Annotated in this window: 13 protein-coding genes; 8 read left to right on the top strand and 5 right to left on the bottom strand. The window is 60.6% G+C overall.

Going from position 1 to position 18,405, the window contains the following annotated elements:
• Nucleotides 1–625: 625 nt before the first annotated feature.
• The 3 genes from AC1RO5_RS22565 to AC1RO5_RS22555 all read right to left on the bottom strand — a co-directional run bounded on the left by AC1RO5_RS22565 (nucleotide 626) and on the right by AC1RO5_RS22555 (nucleotide 3,037).
• Nucleotides 626–1,525 carry a hydroxymethylglutaryl-CoA lyase gene (locus AC1RO5_RS22565; RefSeq protein WP_493177743.1) on the bottom strand — a complete coding sequence of 300 codons (900 nt, stop codon included), beginning with the start codon at nucleotides 1,523–1,525 and terminating at the stop codon, nucleotides 626–628.
• Nucleotides 1,526–1,565: 40 nt separating this feature from the next.
• The gene (locus AC1RO5_RS22560; protein WP_007904077.1) at nucleotides 1,566–1,964 is read right to left on the bottom strand and encodes a MerR family transcriptional regulator; all 399 of its coding nucleotides are present in this window, start codon (nucleotides 1,962–1,964) and stop codon (nucleotides 1,566–1,568) included.
• 137 nt (nucleotides 1,965–2,101) lie between these two features.
• A complete protein-coding gene (locus AC1RO5_RS22555; protein ID WP_493177742.1) occupies nucleotides 2,102–3,037 on the bottom strand; it encodes a LysR family transcriptional regulator in 936 nt (311 codons plus the stop codon).
• Between the two features lie 176 nt (nucleotides 3,038–3,213).
• Here AC1RO5_RS22555 and AC1RO5_RS22550 point away from each other — a divergent pair, with 176 nt between their 5' ends.
• Nucleotides 3,214–4,443 carry an acyl-CoA dehydrogenase gene (locus AC1RO5_RS22550; RefSeq protein ID WP_493177741.1) on the top strand — a complete coding sequence of 410 codons (1,230 nt, stop codon included), beginning with the start codon at nucleotides 3,214–3,216 and terminating at the stop codon, nucleotides 4,441–4,443.
• A 179-nt stretch (nucleotides 4,444–4,622) separates the two neighbouring features.
• Here the strand turns inward: AC1RO5_RS22550 and AC1RO5_RS22545 are convergent, their stop codons facing one another.
• Nucleotides 4,623–5,963, bottom strand: coding sequence for a substrate-binding domain-containing protein (locus tag AC1RO5_RS22545; RefSeq protein WP_493177740.1), 1,341 nt, complete (start codon nucleotides 5,961–5,963; stop codon nucleotides 4,623–4,625).
• A gap of 152 nt (nucleotides 5,964–6,115) precedes the next feature.
• Complete coding sequence (gene xthA, locus AC1RO5_RS22540; protein ID WP_493177738.1) at nucleotides 6,116–6,928, bottom strand: exodeoxyribonuclease III; 813 nt, start codon at nucleotides 6,926–6,928, stop codon at nucleotides 6,116–6,118.
• A 229-nt stretch (nucleotides 6,929–7,157) separates the two neighbouring features.
• Here xthA and AC1RO5_RS22535 point away from each other — a divergent pair, with 229 nt between their 5' ends.
• From AC1RO5_RS22535 to AC1RO5_RS22505, 7 genes are all read left to right on the top strand, one after another.
• Nucleotides 7,158–7,808: a GNAT family N-acetyltransferase gene (locus AC1RO5_RS22535; RefSeq protein WP_493177736.1), complete on the top strand. Its 651-nt coding sequence runs from the start codon at nucleotides 7,158–7,160 to the stop codon at nucleotides 7,806–7,808.
• A 66-nt stretch (nucleotides 7,809–7,874) separates the two neighbouring features.
• Nucleotides 7,875–9,602: an autotransporter assembly complex protein TamA gene (locus AC1RO5_RS22530; protein ID WP_493177735.1), complete on the top strand. Its 1,728-nt coding sequence runs from the start codon at nucleotides 7,875–7,877 to the stop codon at nucleotides 9,600–9,602.
• Entirely contained in the window at nucleotides 9,599–13,273 is a 3,675-nt protein-coding gene (locus AC1RO5_RS22525) for a translocation/assembly module TamB domain-containing protein (RefSeq protein ID WP_493177734.1), read from the top strand. The genes AC1RO5_RS22530 and AC1RO5_RS22525 overlap by 4 nt, the downstream gene beginning before the upstream one ends.
• Nucleotides 13,274–13,404: 131 nt before the next feature.
• On the top strand, nucleotides 13,405–13,884 hold the full coding sequence (locus AC1RO5_RS22520) for a MarR family winged helix-turn-helix transcriptional regulator (RefSeq protein WP_413697514.1): 480 nt from the start codon (nucleotides 13,405–13,407) through the stop codon (nucleotides 13,882–13,884).
• Entirely contained in the window at nucleotides 13,874–15,343 is a 1,470-nt protein-coding gene (locus AC1RO5_RS22515; protein ID WP_493177732.1) for an efflux transporter outer membrane subunit, read from the top strand. The genes AC1RO5_RS22520 and AC1RO5_RS22515 overlap by 11 nt, the downstream gene beginning before the upstream one ends.
• Before the next feature lie 15 nt (nucleotides 15,344–15,358).
• A complete protein-coding gene (locus tag AC1RO5_RS22510; protein ID WP_493177731.1) occupies nucleotides 15,359–16,567 on the top strand; it encodes an HlyD family secretion protein in 1,209 nt (402 codons plus the stop codon).
• A gap of 216 nt (nucleotides 16,568–16,783) precedes the next feature.
• Nucleotides 16,784–18,313: a DHA2 family efflux MFS transporter permease subunit gene (locus AC1RO5_RS22505; protein ID WP_493177729.1), complete on the top strand. Its 1,530-nt coding sequence runs from the start codon at nucleotides 16,784–16,786 to the stop codon at nucleotides 18,311–18,313.
• Nucleotides 18,314–18,405: the final 92 nt, after the last annotated feature.

Here is an 18,405-nt window from a genome sequence, read left to right as displayed (position 1 = left end):
CAGTTCCTACATGGTTTGGGTATGGCCGTAGGAGCTGCCGAAGGCTGCGATTTTTTGAGAAAAAAGAGGAATGCCGGGAAGCACAAAGGGGAGCCGAAGCTCCCCTTTAATTTTGTCGTTACGTGCTCTTTTTTTATTATTGAGGGGCGGTCTGTTGTTGTTTTTGGCAACCGTGGCCCTTTACCGCTGTTTTTGTCGATCCCCATCCGGGATCAAGAGCAAACGTATTTTTTTGAGCGCTGATCTACTTTTTCGCCAAGCGATCCAACCAGTTCGGGAGCTACCTGAAGGTAGTTTTATTGTTCTCTGCCCGGTTGCGGGTTACTCCGAAAAGCACCCTGAAAAGCACACCTTCTCCAAAAAAATCTGTTAGCTGCGTCTCTGCCGTGTTGTTCTTGTTATGTCAGAGTCGTTACGTCTTATTTTTATTGGTTTGCAGCTTTTTATTCTTGTTATGCCATAGAGATAGCAGAAGCCGTGCCAACTTTAAAAAGTCCTTTAAAATCAATGGTTTGGTTTTTTGTTGGATTTTTCATCCGTGCCAAAGCTGACAATTTGTTTCCGTGTTACTCGTTTCCGCCCCACGTTCCAGAACACGCGGTAACACCCGGACACATCCACGTTGTCACTGGGCGCTGCGGACCTTGGCCACGCGAGAACCGGTAGGGCGTCCCAGTACCGCGCAAATCTGCTGACCGGCGCGAATCAAGGCGTCCAGGTCGATGCCGGTCTCAATGCCCAGGCCGTTGAGCAGGTAAACCACGTCTTCGGTCGCGACGTTACCGCTGGCGCCCTTGGCGTACGGGCAGCCGCCGAGGCCGGCGATGGAGCTGTCGAACACCGCAATGCCTTCCAGCAAGCTGGCGTAGATATTGGCCATGGCCTGGCCATAGGTGTCGTGGAAGTGCCCGGCCAGTTTTTCCCGTGGCACGTCGGCCGAAACCACTTCAAACATCTTGCGGGTCGCGCCAGCGGTGCCGGTGCCGATGGTGTCTCCCAGCGAAACCTCGTAGCAGCCCATGGCATAGAGCTCGCGAGCGACCCGGGCGACTTGTGCAGGCTTGACATCACCCTCGTAAGGGCAGCCCAGCACACAGGACACGTAACCGCGCACGCTGACACCGTGTTGTTTGGCCGCGTCCATGATCGGCACGAAACGCTCCAGGCTTTCGCTGATCGAGCAATTGATATTGCGCTGGGAGAACGCTTCGGACGCTGCGGCGAACACGGCGACTTCCTTGACCCCGGCGGCGAGGGCATCTTCAAAGCCCCGCAGGTTGGGGGCGAGGGCGCCATAGGTCACCCCTGGTTTGCGCTGGATCAGCGCGAAGACCTCGGCGGAACCGGCCATTTGCGGCACCCATTTGGGCGAGACGAAACTGCCGACTTCTATATAGCCGAGGCCAGCGGCGGTGAGCGCATCGACCAATTGCACCTTATCCGCAACGCTGATGGGTTGGGCTTCGTTTTGCAGACCGTCGCGGGGTCCGACTTCGACCAGGCGTACGTGGGTGGGGAGGGACATGGGAATCGACCTGTTGAGATTGTATGAATGTTCACAGCTCCTACACGAGCTGCTGGCTCTTGATCGTTTGTTCCAGCGCCTGGGTGCAGCGCTCTTCGGCCGTGTCGAGTTCCAGCTTCATCTGTTCGATGTCCAGCAGTTGCTGCTCGAGTTGTTCCCGACGTTCGGCAATTTTCGCCAGCATGCTGTGCAATTGCTTGGTGTTACCGCTGGAGGGGTCGTAGAGCTCGATCAGCTCGCGGCATTCGGCCAGGGAAAAACCAATGCGCTTGCCCCGCAGGATCAGCTTCAGGCTGACCTTGTCACGGGGCGAATAAATGCGTTCCTGACCGCGACGCTCGGGGCTGAGCAGGCCTTGCTCTTCATAGAAGCGAATGGCCCGGGTGGTGATGTCGAGCTCGCGGGCGAGGTCGGAAATGCTATAGGTCTGGCTGCTCATGGAAGCGCTCGAAAAAGGTCATGGCGCTAAGCTAATGTCAGGTTGACGTTTACGTCAAGTGGCGAAAAGATCGCAGCCTGCGGCAACGCCCACAGACGCGTAGGAGCTGCCGCAGGCTGCGATCTTTTGATCTTTCCTCAAACCACCTGTTTATCCAGCTTCTTCTCATGCGCCGTGACCTGCTGGCACAACTCGATCATCTGCTCGCGCATCCAGCGGTTGGCCGGGTCCTGGTCGGTGCTTTCGTGCCAGTAGAGGTGGGTTTCCACCGGCGGAACATCGTTGACCGGCAGGTTTACCGAGTACAAGTCATGGCGACGGGCGAAGCGTTCCGGCACGGTCATGACCATGTCGGTCTGCTGCAATACTTGTGACGCCATCAGGTAATGCTGAGAGCGCAGGGCGATCTTGCGCTGGATGCCCATTTTGCCCAGGGCCAGGTCGACATAGCCCAGGCCGCTGCGGCGGCTGGAAATATGGATGTGGGTCAGGGACAGGTAATCGTCGAGGGTGAATTTTTCTTTGCCCGCCAGCGGATGGCCCTTGCGCATGGCACACACATAACGGTCTTCCATCAACTTGACGTGGCGCACCTGCGGGTCGGTGTTGAGCGGCGCATCCACTGCGAAATCCAGACGCCCGGCCGCCAGTTCCTTGGTGGTCTCGCGGCGTTTGGACAGGAAACTTTCGATGATCACCGTCGGCGCCAGGCGTCGCAGGCGCTGGAACAACGGCGGCAGGATCACCGCTTCGGTGAGGTCGGTCATGCTGATGCGGTAGGTCTTGACCGCCTGCAACGGGTTGAAGATGCGGCTTTCCTGCACCGAAACCCGCAGCAGGGAGAGGGCGTTACGCACGGGGCCGATGATGTTCTGCGCCATCGGCGTCGGCACCATGCCCTGGGCGGTGCGCACGAAAAGCGGGTCGTTGAAGGTTTCGCGCAGGCGGGCCAGAGCGTTTGACACCGCCGGTTGCGTAATGCCGACAATCTGCCCGGCGCGGGTCAGGTTGGCTTCGGTGTAGATCGCGTCGAAGACGATGAAAAGGTTGAGGTCGACCTTGCTCAGATTCATTACGCGGCTCTCTTGTTGTAGGGGCGGTTTTGGCCTTGGCAATCAGCCGATCATATATCGGTGATGAATGTTAATACACGCCGAGAATAGGTTAGGTAAATTTTCGTAGCTGTTCTAGCATCGATTGCATGACCTGAACAACTCCTCTGAACCCCAGATAAAAAGGTAGAGCTGCCATGGATTTCGCTTATTCGCCCAAGGTCCAGGAACTGCGTGAGCGCGTGACTGCGTTCATGGACACCTACGTTTACCCCGCCGAAGCGGTGTTCGAACGCCAGGTCGCCGAGGGCGATCGCTGGCAGCCGACGGCAATCATGGAAGAACTCAAACTCAAGGCCAAGGCTGAAGGCCTGTGGAATTTGTTTCTGCCTGAGTCCGAACTGGGTGCCGGCCTGACCAACCTCGAATACGCGCCATTGGCGGAAATCATGGGCCGCTCGTTGCTGGGCCCTGAGCCGTTCAACTGCTCGGCGCCCGACACCGGCAACATGGAAGTGCTGGTGCGTTACGCCAACGAAGAGCAGAAGCAGCGCTGGCTCGAACCACTGTTGCGCGGCGAGATCCGCTCGGCGTTCGCCATGACCGAACCTGACGTGGCCTCGTCCGACGCCACCAACATGGCCGCCCGTGCGGTGCGTGACGGCGATGAGTGGGTGATCAATGGCAAGAAATGGTGGACTTCAGGGGCCTGCGATCCGCGCTGCAAGATCCTGATCTTCATGGGCCTGAGCAATCCGGATGCCCCGCGCCATGCGCAGCACTCAATGATTCTGGTGCCGGTGGATACGCCCGGCGTGAAGATTGTGCGTCCGCTACCAGTGTTCGGTTATGACGACGCGCCTCACGGACACGCCGAAGTGCTGTTCGAAAATGTCCGGGTGCCGTACGAAAACGTCCTGTTGGGCGAAGGGCGCGGCTTCGAAATCGCCCAAGGTCGCCTCGGCCCGGGCCGGATTCACCACTGCATGCGTTCAATCGGCATGGCTGAACGTGCGCTGGAGCTGATGTGCAAACGGGCGGTCAACCGCACCGCGTTTGGCAAACCCCTGGCGCGTCTGGGCGGTAACGTCGACAAGATCGCCGACTCGCGGATGGAGATCGACATGGCGCGACTGCTGACGTTGAAAGCGGCGTACATGATGGACACCGTCGGCAACAAAGTAGCGAAGAGCGAGATCGCGCAGATCAAAGTCGTCGCGCCGAACGTGGCGTTGCGGGTGATCGACCGGGCGATCCAGATTCATGGCGGGGCAGGGGTGTCCAACGATTTCCCGCTGGCCTACATGTATGCCATGCAACGCACCCTGCGCCTGGCCGACGGCCCGGACGAAGTGCACCGCGCGGCGATCGGCAAGTTCGAGATTGGCAAGTATGTGCCTAAGGAAATGATGCGTAGCGGGAACTGAGACCTGTGGCGAGGGAGCTTGCTCCCGCTGGGTCGCGAAGCGGCCCCAACTCAGGCAGCACGGTTGGTTCAGATGCACCGGGCTGTCTGGTTTCGCGGCTGCTTTTCAGCCGAGCGGGAGCAAGCTCCCTCGCCACAATAAGCCCCCAAGCCCTCAAGCCACATTGTTCGGTGTTCACTTCAATACACCCAAACCTCAACCCGCCGATTTTTGATCCGCCCCTCATCCCCGCTGTTGGTAGCCACCGGCATTTCGGCGCCGAAACCGCGAATCTCGCGAAACACCACGCCGCTTTTCACCAGTTCTCGCCGCACCGCCATGGCCCGCAGTTTCGACAGCAGGTCAGCCCGCGCGGGGTCGCTCTTGGCGTCGCCAAACCCTACCAGCGTCACCTGCCGATTGGTTTTATCGTGCTGCTTTATATAGTCGAGCACCCGTGACAGGTCCTGTCGGGCCTTGTTGTCTAGCGTCGCGCTGCCTTCTTCGAAACGAAAATTCACCGTCAGCCGCTGGGCATGTCGACTGAGCGCCTGATAACCCTCGGGCATCAGCGCATTCGGCGTGACGGCCATGGCCTGAACGGTCTGTGCGATAAAACCATTGGCCGCGACAATCGCCTGGCCTTTGCTGCTTTGCGCGAACTTCACCAGTGCCTTGGCCCAGGGATTTTTCCCGTTCGGCGGCAGGTAAAAGAACAATCGGCGGGACAGCGGGTAATCTTCCGTCGCGATCAGGCTATTGAGCGGCAGCATGGCCTGGGAGTCACCATCGACAATGGCCACGGCCTTGGCCTGGCGCACATAAGGCAAACCGATGAAGCCGATGGCTTGCGGGTCCAGACTGACCGCGTCGGACAATTGCTCGCTGGATTCGAAGCGTTTCGCGTTGCCGCTCAGCATTTTTCCACGTGGACTGAGGACCAATTCCTTGAACGTGTCATAGGTGCCCGATTGGTCATCCCGCGCGTAAAGATGAATCGTCCCACCGCTGCCGCCGAGTTCTTCCCAGGTTTTCGCTTCGCCGCTGAAGATTCGCGCCAGTTGCTCGGTGTTGAGCTGCTTCAGCGGATTGTGCGGATGAAGGATGATGGCCAGCCCGTCGATGGCGATGACTTGTTCGGCAACCGGGCTTTTCAGGTCGCCCAGCGGTTCGAGATCCAGCCGTTCACTGTCCTTGATCGGCCGTGACGAGGTCGCGAGATCGGCAGCGGTGTTTTTCAGGGCTTTGAACCCGGTGCTCGAGCCGTGGGCCGCAACTTCCACCTCGACTCGACGGCCCTGAGCGGTTTCGCCGACGATGCGTTGTTCGTTGGCTTTGTCCGGGGCTTCGCGGTGCACCTTGAGCAGGCCCTGCTCATGCATCAACCCCTCGACCAGCGCCGGCCCCAATGCCGCGCCAATGGTGTTGGAACCCTGGATGCGCAGCACCGGGCCGCGTTCGGGTGTCGGCAAATCGCCGGCCGACACCGTCAACGGCAGCACGGCGCCGAGCAGCAACAGGAACAACACGCGCAGCGTCATGCCGACACCTTATAAGCCAAAGAAAGTGCCGGGAGAATAAGTCAGTAAGGTTTCTGAACGATGACAGATCAAAAGATCGCAGCCTGCGGCAGCTCCTACAGGATGTATGCCGAGCCCATGTAGGCGCTGCCGATGGCTGCGATTTTTTGCTCTTAGCTCAACTCAAGCCAGATCGGCGCGTGATCGGAGGGCTTTTCCATCCCGCGCAGTTCGTAATCCACGCCCGCATCTTTAACCCGCGGCAACAACCCGTTGGAGGCCATGATCAGGTCAATCCGCAGCCCGCGCTTGGGCTCATCTTCAAAACCGCGGCTGCGGTAGTCGAACCAGCTGAAACGGTCGGCAACGTCCGGGTTCAGGTGACGGAAACTGTCCACCAGCCCCCAGTTCTTCAGGCGGGCCATCCATTCGCGCTCTTCGGGCAGGAAGCTGCATTTGCCGGTTTTCAGCCAGCGTTTCATGTTGTCCGGGCCAATGCCGATGTCGCAGTCTTCCGGGGAAATGTTCACATCGCCCATCACCACGATCGGCTGGTCGTTGCTGAACTGGCTTTCCAGCAACTGCTGCAAATCGCTGTAGAAACGTTCCTTGGCCGGGAACTTGGTGGGGTGATCGCGGCTTTCGCCCTGTGGGAAATAGCCGTTCATGATCGTTACCGGCACGCCATTGGCGTCGGCGAATGTGCCCCAGATGAAGCGCCGCTGGGCGTCTTCTTCGTCAGTGGCGAAACCTTTGTGCAGCGCAATTGGCTCCTGACGCGACAGCAGGGCCACGCCGTAGTGGCCTTTTTGCCCGTGGAAATACACGTGATAACCCAGTGCCTGAACCTCGGCCAGGGGGAACTGGTCGTCATGGACCTTGGTTTCCTGCAACCCGATCACGTCCGGTTGATGCTTTTCGATCAGCGCCGCCAGCTGATGCGGGCGAGCGCGCAGCCCGTTGATGTTGAAGGAGACGATCTTCATGGTCGGCAGTCCTGGCAAAAGTGCGATGCTAGCTGACATGTAGGAATGGGGCCAGCTTTGGGGTGAGGGGATTCGTTGTGTCCTGTCAGAGATGCGTTGGCGCGGGCAAGCCCAGTCGATGAAGCTCCTCGCTTGGTCTATACCTGTCTGGGGAACTGTGAAGCCCCCCCAAGGTTCGTACCAAGAAGAGCGCGGCCATCTGAGCTGTGCCCCAGGGAGATCCGCCGTTATGCCCGAAACCTCGACCGCCATCGCCGATATTCACATGCTCGACAGCGGCTATTCCCGCGAAGCGCGTTCCCTGTTGTACCAGGCGTACCGGCACGAGCCGACGTTCGGCTACCTGTTCGAAGCCGAACGCCCCGGTTATGAACAGCGGGTCCGGGCGACGGTGCGCGAACTGGTCAAACAACATTTTCTGCAGGATTTACCGGCCATCGGCCTGCTGGTGAATGACCGCTTGATCGGCATCGCCCTGATCGCGCCGCCGCAACGCCGCCTGGGCATCACCGAGAGCTGGGCCTGGCGCCTGCGGATGGTGCTCAGCACCGGATTTCGCTGCACTCGGCGCTACCTCGATTACCATGCCGCCGTGATGGCGTGCGTGCCGTCCGACTCGGTGCACGTCCTGCCGTTGCTGGGGGTTCACCCGCAATTCCAGGGCAAGCACTTTGGCGAACAGTTGCTGCAAGCGGTGCATAACTGGTGCGCGGTTGATGAGCACTCCCAGGGCGTGATCCTCGACACCGGGAATCCTCGCTATCTTGAGTTCTATAAGCGTCAGGGCTATGAGGAAATCGGCGAAGTGGCCGTAGGACCGATTCGTGAGCACGTGTTTTTCCACGCCAACCCGCAGATGTTACAAACAGCAACAGCGTAATCGTCGAACTTTTTGGGACAAGTCCGGCTCTATCAGGCTCCCAAGCTCGTGATAGCATCCGCGCCTATGAATGTTCCAGGAAGAATGACCAGCGGCCTGCTGATGCTGTTATCCAGCTGCGCGGCGCTGGCGCAAAGTGAATTGGATGTGCGGATCAAACCGTCCAATGAAGAACTGAAGGCCAATATAGAGGGCTATATCGGTAGCCTTGGCGATCGCGATGAAGAAGCCCTGCTGCGCTTCAGTCGCGGCGCCGAAGAACAGGCGCGCAAGGCCGCCCAGGCCTTGGGTTATTACCAGCCGCAAATCGACAGCGACGTGAAGGGAGGCAAGACGCCGCGCCTGGTGCTGAACATCGATCCCGGCGAGCCGATCCATTTGCGCAACGTCACGGTGCGTATCGAGGGGCCTGCGGCCGACCTCAAATCCTTTCGTGTACCGAAAAGCGACCTGCTGAAACCCGGCGCGGTGCTTAACCATGGCCGTTACGAAGATGCCAAGCGGATGATCCAGAATCAGGCCTCGCGCTTCGGCTTTTTCAGTGGACGCTTCACCCGTCAGAAGTTGTTGGTGGACCCGCGTGCCGGCGTCGCCGACATCGAATTGATCTACGACAGCGGCCCGCGTTATGCGCTGGGCAAAGTCAGTTTTGAAGGCGACACGCCGTTCGATGAAGATCTGCTGCAACGCATGGTGCCGTTCAAGGCCGGTACGCCCTATGACTCCGAACTGATCGCCGAACTCAATCAGGCGCTGCAATCGAGCGGTTATTTCGAAGGCGTGCGCGTCGACGCGGCACCGACCGCATCCAAGGACGACGTGATCCCGGTGGCGGTCAAACTCGACACCCGCAAGCCTCGGACCATGGGCTTGGGTCTGGGGTTTTCCACCGATGTCGGCCCGCGAATCAAGGCCAACTGGACCCGGCACTGGGTCAACCCGCAAGGTGACAGCTATGGCTGGGAAGCCGAACTGTCGGCACCGCGGCAGAACGTCGGGGTGTTTTACGATATTCCCCTGGACCCACCGCTGACCGACAAACTGCGCTGGGCCGCTGGCTATCAATATGAAGATATCGCTGGCACCGACTCCCGCAGCAAACTGCTGACCCTCGGCCCCGAATGGCACAGCAAGTTGCCCAGCGGCTGGCAGCGGGTGGTGTCGCTTAAATGGCAGCGCGAGGAATACACACTTGGCGACGATTCGGGGCTCAGCACCTTGCTGATGCCCGGCGTGAGCTATTCGTACCTGAAAAGCGACAACCGCATCGACCCGCACAACGGCTATCGCCTGCAATTCGAAACCAAGGTGGCCAAGGAAGGATTGGGTTCGGACACCAACCTGATCTACGGCACGGCGTTGGTCAAAGGCCTGACCACGGTCTTCGACAAACACCGCTTCCTCGGTCGGGTGCAGGTCGGCGGCAGTGCCACCAACGGTTACAAATCGGTGCCGCCGTCTCTGCGCTTCTTTGCCGGTGGTGATCAGAGCGTGCGCGGTTACGACTACCAGAGCCTGTCCCCGGAGAACTCCGAGGGCGACCGTATCGGTGGCCGCTACATGGTGGCCGGCAGCGTCGAGTATCAATACTCCATCGCCGAAAAGTGGCGGGTCGCAACCTTCATCGACCAGGGCAACTCCTTCAACACCCTTGAATTGCCGAACCTGAAGACCGGCGTCGGTATTGGCTTACGCTGGGTTTCGCCGGTGGGGCCGATTCGCCTCGATCTGGCCCACGCGATGGACGACGACGGCGGCATTCGACTGCACTTTTCCATGGGGCCTGAGCTGTGAAGCGTGGTTTGAAAATAACGCTGCTGGCAATCCCGGCGCTGCTGATGCTGATCGTGCTGGCCTTGACCACCGTGCTTGGCACGGCGGCGGGCAGTCGCTGGGCGCTCGGGTTGGTGCCGGGTTTGACCGTGGAGAATTTCCAGGGACGCTTGGGGGGGCAATGGAGCGCCGACCATCTGCTGTGGCAACAGGACAGCAGCCGGGCTGAGCTGAATCAAGCGATTTTCGCCTGGTCGCCGCTGTGCCTGACGCGCATGACGCTGTGCATCGAGCAGTTGCAGGCCGAGCAGGTCAGCCTGCAATTCCCGCCCGGCGCAGAAGAGCAAAGCAGCGGGCCGATCAGCCTTCCGGACTTGAAATTGCCACTGGCCATCGAGTTGGGTGACGTCAAGGTCGGCCGTCTGCTGTTCAATGGCAGCGAAGAGCTCAAAGGCCTGCAACTGGCGGCGCACTGGACCGAAAAGGGTCTGCAGATCGACTCGGTGCACTTGCAGCGTGATGAACTGAGCCTGAACCTGTCCGGCCTGTTGCAACCGAGCGGCAACTGGCCGCTGACCGCCGAAGGCAAACTGACCTTGCCGGCACCCGGCACCGAGCCCTGGGCCCTGGCTTTGAAGGTCGACGGTGACCTGCTGAAAACCCTGAAGCTGAAAGCCGACAGCAGCGGTTACCTGAACGGGCAGCTGACCGGCGAATTGCAGCCGCTGGTGGAAAACCTGCCGGCCAAAGTGCGCATCACCGCTGACGGCTTCAAGGCCAGCGCCGAGCTGCCGGACACCCTGCAACTCAATCAACTGGAACTCACCGGCGACGGCGACCTGAAAAACGGCTACCAGTTGCTGGGCAAAGCCACGTTGCCCGCCGAGCTTGGCCCGGTCGCGTTGTTGCTGCAAGGCAAGGTCGACGCCAAGGGCGCGCAAATCGCTGGTCTCGACCTGACCGCCAATGACAAACAAAGCCTCAAGCTCACCGGGCAACTGGACTGGAGCAAAGGCCTGAGCGCTGATGCAAAAATCGACTGGCTGGATTTCCCTTGGCACCGCCTCTATCCGCTGATCGACGAGCCGCAAGTGGCACTGCGCAGCTTCAACGGTGAAGTCTCTTACACCGACGGCAACTACATCGGTAACTTCAAGGCCGCACTGGATGGCCCGGCGGGGGCGTTCAGCCTGAACAGCCCGTTCAGCGGCGACCTGAGCCAAATTCATCTGCCACAATTCAAGCTCGAAGCCGGGCAAGGCAAGGCCGAAGGACACCTGAACCTGCAATTTGCCGACGGCATCGCCTGGGATACCGCGCTGGACCTCTCGGCGATCAACCCGGCGTACTGGCTCGCGGAATTGCCGGGCACCTTGGCCGGCCCGTTGCGCAGCAAAGGCGAGATGAAAAACGACAGGCTCAGCCTGACCGCCGACCTGGACCTGAAAGGCAAGTTGCGTGGGCAACCGGCGGTGTTGCAAGCCAAGGCCGATGGCGGCGGCGAGCAATGGAACCTCAGCGCGTTGCAGATTCGCCTGGGTGACAACAGCATCAATGGCCAAGGCAGCCTGCAACAGAAACTCGCCGGCCAGATCGACATCAAAATGCCGCGCCTGGCCCAACTCTGGCCGCAACTGCGCGGCCAGTTCAATGGTCGGGTCAATGTCGCCGGCACGCTCAAGGCACCGCAAGGCAAGCTCGCCCTGCAAGGCACGCAACTGGTCTTCGAAGACAACCGCCTGCAAAGCCTCAATCTCGACGCCACCCTCGACAGCGCCCAACGGGCGAAGATCGACCTCAAGGGCAGCGGCATCCAGACCGGCGACACGTCACTGGGCACCTTGACCGCCAGCGGCCAGGGCGACATCAAAAACCAGAAACTGACCCTCGACCTGCAAGGGCCGAAGCTGAAGCTGGCGCTCGGTCTCGACGGCTCGCTGGATAAAGGCAACTGGCGCGGGCGCCTGGCCAGTGGCGATATCCAGGCCGGCGGTCAGGACTGGAAGCTGCAAAATCCGGCGAAGCTCGAACGGCTGGCGGACGGCAAAATCAACTTCGGCGCCCATTGCTGGATGTCCGGCCCGGCCAGCCTGTGCGGCGAAGACCAGCGCTTGATGCCTGAGCCGAAGCTGCGTTACCACCTCAAGCAGTTCCCGATCGACAGCCTGGCGCAATGGTTGCCGAAGGATTTTGCCTGGCAGGGTCGGCTCAACGCCGACCTGCAACTGGACTTGCCGGTCAGCGGCCCGAACGGCCAGATCAGCGTCGATGCCAGCGGCGGCACGTTGCGCATGAAGGAAAAGGATCAGTGGCTGGATTTCCCGTACCAGACCCTGAAACTCACCAGCAAACTCACGCCAAAACGCATCGACACCGACCTCAACTTCGTCGGTGGCAAGCTCGGTGAGCTGATGCTTCAGGCGCAGATCAACCCGTTGCCGAAGAACAAACCGCTGACCGGCTCATTCCGTCTCAACGGCCTGGATTTGTCGGTGGCGCGGCCGTTTGTGCCGATGGTCGAGAAACTCACCGGGCATTTGAACGGCAGCGGCACGTTGTCTGGCGGGTTGCTGGCGCCGCTGGTCAACGGCAACCTTGAGCTGCGCGACGGTGAAATTTCCGGGCCGGAACTGCCAATGGCGCTCCAGGCCCTGCAACTGCAAGCGGTGATTGCCGGCGAAACCGTGCAACTGAACGGCGGCTGGAAAAGCGGCAAGACCGGGCAGGGCAGTCTCAATGGCAATATTGCCTGGGGCCAGGCACTGGTGGTGGATCTGGCACTCAAGGGCTCGCAGTTGCCGGTCACCGTCGAACCCTACGCCGCACTGGAAGTCGCGCCGGACCTGAAGATATCCATGAAGGACGACAAACTGGCGATCGTCGGCAAGGTGCTGGTGCCCAAGGGCGAAATCATCGTGCGCGAGTTGCCGCCGTCGACGGTCAAGGTCTCCGATGACACGGTGATCGTCGGTCAGCAGACCGAAGAGGGCAAGCCGCCGATGGCTATGGCGATGGACATCGATGTGGTGGTCGGTGAGGAAAAACTGAGTTTTGCCGGGTTTGGCCTGACCGCCAACCTGCAAGGGCATGTGCACATCGGCGACAACATGGACACACGCGGCGAACTTTGGCTCAACGATGGGCGTTATCGCGCCTACGGCCAGCGGCTGACGGTGCGCCGGGCGCGCCTGCTGTTTGCCGGTCCCATCGATCAGCCGTACCTGGACATTGAAGCGATCCGTCAAACCGACGACGTGATCGCCGGCATTCGCTTGAGCGGCAGCGCTGAGCAGCCGACCACGCAGATCTTTTCCGAACCGGCGATGAGTCAGGAGCAGGCGTTGTCCTACCTGGTGCTGGGGCGTCCGCTGAGCACCACCGGTGAAGACAACAACATGCTCGCGCAAGCCGCCCTCGGCTTGGGTTTGATGGGCAGCTCCGGCGTGACCAGCGGGTTGGCCAAGGATCTGGGCATTCAGGACTTCCAGCTCGATACCCAAGGCAGCGGCAACACCACCAGCGTAGTCGCCAGTGGCAACATCTCCGAGAAGCTCAGCCTGCGTTATGGCGTAGGCGTGTTCGAACCGGCCAACACCATCGCCTTGCGTTACAAGCTGAGTAAAAAGGTCTACCTCGAAGCCGCCAGCGGCGTGGCCAGTTCGCTGGACATCTTCTATAAGCGGGATTTCTAACTCCCCCAAGATCGGTCGTGAGCCATTTATCAGCCAAATACAGAGCTTCCTAACTATTGCGTTGACATTGGCTGCCTAAGCAGTAATATCTCGACATACATTCACTGCCTAGGCAGCTAATTGGTGGTCAGATGAAACATTTCTCCTCATACGATTTCCATAATTGCCATCTCGGCCTCTTGCTCGGCCGCGCCGCGCTGCTCAAAGACCGGATCATCGACACGCACATGGAACCCCACGGCATCACCGCCGCGCAGTTCAAAGTGCTGATCATCATGGCCCAGTTCGGCGTCGATACCCCGGCTGAGCTGTGCCGTCACCTGTCGCTGGACAGCGGCTCGATGACCCGCATGCTCGATCGTCTGGAACAGAAAGGTTTCCTCGCCCGCCAACGCTCCGAGGCAGACCGCCGTCAGGTGCAACTGGTGCTGACCGAACAAGGCCAGCAGTTGACTGACCAGCTGCCGCAGATCGGCGCCGATGCCATGAATGAACTGGCCGGCGCCATCACCCCGGAAGAATTGAAAACCCTGGAACACATCCTGAAGAAAATCCTGGTAGCGGCGGGTGACTCGATCACCTTGCTGCGGGTAGGTGGCAATGAACAGTAAGCGCCTGCGTACCGGACTGAGCCTGGTGCTGTTGGCCATGAGCGTCGCCGGTTGCGCCAGTTACAGTGGCTTGAACACCGAAGGCGTCAGCCTCGATGCGAAGAACCTCAAGGCCGGGCAGTCGCTCAACGGCGTGACCCTGACGCCCGCCGCATGGCCGAAAAGCGATTGGTGGAAAAGCCTCGGCGACCCGCAGCTCGACGGCTTGATCCGCGAAGCCCTGCACGACAGCCCCGACATGCAAATCGCCGACGCTCGCGCTCATCAGGCCAGCGCTGCCGCCTATGCCGCCGATGCTGCGCGGATGCCGACCCTCGATGCCAACGCCGGTGTCAGCCGTTCGCGTCTGGCTCGCGATAAAGACCCGAGCGGGCAGGGTGGAACGTATTCCACCGTGCGTAATCTCGGTGCCAGCTTCAATTACACCTTTGACCTCTGGGGCGGTCAGCGCGATGCCTGGGAAGCCGCATTGGGCCAGGCTCGCGCCGCCGAAGTTGATCAGCAGGCCGCGCAATTGACCTTGTCCGCCGATGTCGCCCGCGCCTACAGCGATCTGGGGCAGGCGCACATCATCCATGACCTGGCCAGCGAAGACCTCAAACGCACCAAACAAATGCTCGACCTCAGCCAGCGTCGCCTGAGCTCGGGGATCGACAGTCAGTACCAGTTCCAGCAAACCGAAAGCCTTGAAGCCAGCGCCGAAGCCAGCCTGATCGACGCCGAGAAGCGCCTGCAAAGCGCGAAAATCGCCTTGGCGGTGCTGTTGGGCAAAGGTCCGGATCGCGGCAACGAAATCGCCCGGCCGAAAGTCCTTCAGGCCAGCGCCGTGGCGTTGCCATCGGTGTTGCCAGCGGAATTGCTCGGTCGTCGCCCGGACCTGGTGGCGGCACGCTGGCGGGTTGAAGCGGCGAGCAAAAACATCGCGGCGAGCAAGACCCGGTTCTACCCCAACCTCAACCTGAGCGCGGCGGCCGGTGTCGAGTCGTTGCTGGGGGATGCGATGTTCGGTTCCGCCAGTCGTTTCTTCAACATCGCCCCAACGATCTCGGTGCCGATTTTCGACGGCGGCCGCCTGCGTGCCGACCTCGATTCCCGCGACGCCGATTACGACCTCGCGGTGGCGCAGTACAACAAAAGCCTGGTGAGCGCTCTGGGTGATGTCAGCAACACCATCAACCAGTTGCACGATATCGGCCGGCAAATCGGTGCCCAGCAACACGCCACCGACATCGCTCAGGATTCTTACAACACCGTGGTCCAGCGCTACGGTTCCGGCATCGGTAACTACCTCGATGTGCTCAGCATCGAGCAGCAGTTGCTCCAGGCCCAGCGTCAACTGGCCAACCTGAATGCCGAGCAGATCGACCTGTCGATCCAACTGATGCAGGCGCTGGGTGGCGGTTTTCAGGGCGAAACCCTGACCGCCGCCAACACATCCCCAGCCACGCAGCACAACTAATTCAAGGTACTTGTCATGGCCACTGCCGATGCAACTCCAACCCCAACTCCTGACAACGGTCAAGACACGAGCAACCCGCGCAAGCGCAAAGTGATGCTGTTTGTCCTGACGATCCTGGTGATCCTCACCGGAGCCGGCGTCTGGGGTTATCACCAATTCTTCGGTCGCTGGAGCGAAAGCACCGACGACGCCTATGTGAACGGTAACGTGGTGGAAATCACTCCGCTGGTTACCGGCACCGTGGTCAGCATCGGCGCCGACGACGGCGATCTGGTCCACGAAGGCCAGGTGCTGGTCAACTTCGACCCGAACGACGCCGAAGTCGGCCTGCAAAGTGCCCAGGCCAACCTCGCCCGCACCGTGCGCCAGGTGCGCGGTTTGTACAGCAATGTCGACGGCATGAAAGCCCAGGTCAATGCGCAGCAGGCCGAAGTGCAAAAGGCTCAGGACAACTTCAATCGGCGGAAAAACCTCGCCGCTGGCGGGGCTATTTCCCAGGAAGAACTGTCCCACGCCCGCGATGACCTGACCTCGGCGCAGAACGCCCTGGCCAACGCCCAACAACAGCTCAAGACCACCAGCGCGCTGGTCGATGACACCGTGGTGTCGTCGCACCCGGACGTGATGGCCGCCGCTGCGCAAGTGCGTCAGGCGTACCTGAACAATGCCCGCAGCACCTTGATCGCGCCGGTCACCGGTTATGTCGCCAAACGTACCGTGCAACTCGGTCAGCGCGTCCAGCCGGGCACTGCGCTAATGGCAGTGATTCCGCTGGATCAGCTGTGGATCGACGCCAACTTCAAGGAAACCCAACTGCGTGACATGCGCATCGGTCAGCCGGTGGACATCGAAGCCGACGTCTACGGCAGCGACGTCAAATACAGCGGCACCATCGACAGCCTCGGCGCCGGGACCGGCAGCGCGTTTGCCTTGCTGCCGGCGCAGAACGCCACCGGTAACTGGATCAAGATCGTGCAGCGGGTGCCGGTGCGGATTCACATCAATGCCGAAGAACTGGCCAAGCACCCATTGCGGGTCGGCCTGTCGACTCAGGTCGATGTGAACCTGCGTGACCAGAGCGGTCCGGTACTGGCGCAACAGCCGCCGCAAAAGGCTTCATTCAGCACCGGCATCTACGATCGTCAGTTGGCCGAGGCCGACGCGATGATCACCCAGTTGATCCACGACAACAGCGCCGCGGTCAGCAAAACCGCGCACCGCTGATTCGCCATCACACCGACCCTGCGGGAGCGAGCCTTTGTGGCGAGGGAGCTTGCTCCCGCTGGGTCGCGAAGAGACCCCAAAAGCTCTGCGACTGCTTCGCAGCCGAGCGGGAGCAAGCTCCCTCGCCACAAAAGCTTGCTCCCATAAGGTCAGCTGCGTCAGTAACAGGCGCTGTGCCAATCCCGCTCCAAAAAATTCAGCTCCAAAGGATTCGCGATGAGCAATAACGCCTCTTTCTCGCCGCCCAGCCTGGTGCTCAGCACCATCGGCCTGTCGCTGGCGACGTTCATGCAAGTGCTCGACACCACCATCGCCAACGTGGCCTTGCCGACGATTTCCGGCAACCTGGGCGTGAGTTCGGAGCAGGGCACCTGGGTGATCACCTCGTTTGCCGTGAGCAACGCCATCGCGCTGCCGCTGACCGGTTGGCTCAGCCGGCGCTTTGGTGAAGTGAAATTGTTTCTCTGGGCGACGATGCTGTTCGTGCTGGCGTCGTTTCTGTGCGGTATCTCGACCTCGATGCCGGAGCTGATTGGCTTTCGCGTGCTGCAAGGCCTGGTGGCCGGGCCGTTGTACCCGATGACCCAGACGCTGTTGATCGCGGTCTATCCGCCCGCGAGGCGCGGCATGGCCCTGGCGTTGCTGGCGATGGTCACGGTAGTGGCGCCGATTGCCGGCCCCATCCTCGGCGGCTGGATCACCGACAGCTACAGCTGGCCGTGGATCTTCTTTATCAACGTGCCGATCGGGATCTTCGCGGTGATGGTGGTGCGCCAGCAATTGAAGGCGCGTCCGGTGGTGACCAGTTACCAGCCGATGGATTACGTGGGGCTGATCACCTTGATCATTGGCGTCGGCGCGTTGCAGGTGATCCTCGACAAGGGCAATGACCTGGACTGGTTCGAGTCGAATTTCATCATCATCGGCGCGGCTATTTCGGTGATTGCGCTGGCGGTGTTCGTGATCTGGGAAATGACCGACAAACACCCGGTGGTCAACCTGCGGCTGTTCGCCTACCGCAACTTCCGCATCGGCACTATTGTGCTGGTGGGCGGTTACGCCGGGTTCTTCGGCATCAACCTGATCCTGCCGCAATGGCTGCAAACCCAGATGGGCTACACCGCCACCTGGGCCGGATTGGCGGTGGCGCCGATCGGTATTCTGCCGGTGGTGTTGTCGCCGTTTGTCGGCAAGTATGCGCACCGGTTCGACCTGCGACTGCTGGCCGGTGGCGCGTTCCTCTGCATCGGTTTGAGTTGTTTCATGCGCGCCGGGTTTACCAACGAAGTGGACTTCCAGCACATCGCTCTGGTACAGCTGTTCATGGGTATCGGCGTGGCGCTGTTCTTCATGCCGACCTTGAGCATTTTGATGTCGGACCTGCCGCCGAGCCAGATTGCCGACGGTGCGGGGCTTGCAACCTTCCTGCGGACCCTGGGCGGTAGTTTTGCGGCATCGTTGACCACCTGGATCTGGATTCGCCGGGCCGATCAGCACCATGCGTATCTGAGTGAAAGCATCACCACCTATGAGCCGGCGACCCGGGAGGCGTTGAACACGCTGGGCGGGGCGGGCAACCCGGCCTACGCGCAGCTGGATCATGTGCTGACCAGTCAGGCGTACATGCTCTCCACCGTGGATTACTTCACGTTGCTGGGGTGGGCGTTCATGGGGTTGATTCTGCTGGTATGGTTGGCGAAACCGCCGTTTGCGGCGAAGGCGGGGCCGGCTGCCTCCGGCCACTGAGGCAGGAAGATCGTTCCCACGCTCTGCGTGGGAATGCCTCAACGGACGCTCCGCGTTCGGCTTTGGGAGGGACGCGGAGCGTCCCGGGCTGC

Source organism: Pseudomonas sp. GW822-FHT02G04 (genome assembly GCF_058802085.1).
This window is presented reverse-complemented; position numbering and strand designations above follow the sequence as displayed.

Bases quoted from the DNA above. Each gene is read 5' to 3' on its own strand.
- AC1RO5_RS22565 (WP_493177743.1), bottom strand. From the start codon at position 1,525: ATGTCCCTCCCCACCCACGTACGCCTGGTCGAAGTCGGACCCCGCGAC.
- AC1RO5_RS22560 (WP_007904077.1), bottom strand. From the start codon at position 1,964: ATGAGCAGCCAGACCTATAGCATTTCCGACCTCGCCCGCGAGCTCGAC.
- AC1RO5_RS22555 (WP_493177742.1), bottom strand. From the start codon at position 3,037: ATGAATCTGAGCAAGGTCGACCTCAACCTTTTCATCGTCTTCGACGCG.
- AC1RO5_RS22550 (WP_493177741.1), top strand. From the start codon at position 3,214: ATGGATTTCGCTTATTCGCCCAAGGTCCAGGAACTGCGTGAGCGCGTG.
- AC1RO5_RS22545 (WP_493177740.1), bottom strand. From the start codon at position 5,963: ATGACGCTGCGCGTGTTGTTCCTGTTGCTGCTCGGCGCCGTGCTGCCG.
- xthA (WP_493177738.1), bottom strand. From the start codon at position 6,928: ATGAAGATCGTCTCCTTCAACATCAACGGGCTGCGCGCTCGCCCGCAT.
- AC1RO5_RS22535 (WP_493177736.1), top strand. From the start codon at position 7,158: ATGCCCGAAACCTCGACCGCCATCGCCGATATTCACATGCTCGACAGC.
- AC1RO5_RS22530 (WP_493177735.1), top strand. From the start codon at position 7,875: ATGAATGTTCCAGGAAGAATGACCAGCGGCCTGCTGATGCTGTTATCC.
- AC1RO5_RS22520 (WP_413697514.1), top strand. From the start codon at position 13,405: ATGAAACATTTCTCCTCATACGATTTCCATAATTGCCATCTCGGCCTC.
- AC1RO5_RS22515 (WP_493177732.1), top strand. From the start codon at position 13,874: ATGAACAGTAAGCGCCTGCGTACCGGACTGAGCCTGGTGCTGTTGGCC.
- AC1RO5_RS22510 (WP_493177731.1), top strand. From the start codon at position 15,359: ATGGCCACTGCCGATGCAACTCCAACCCCAACTCCTGACAACGGTCAA.
- AC1RO5_RS22505 (WP_493177729.1), top strand. From the start codon at position 16,784: ATGAGCAATAACGCCTCTTTCTCGCCGCCCAGCCTGGTGCTCAGCACC.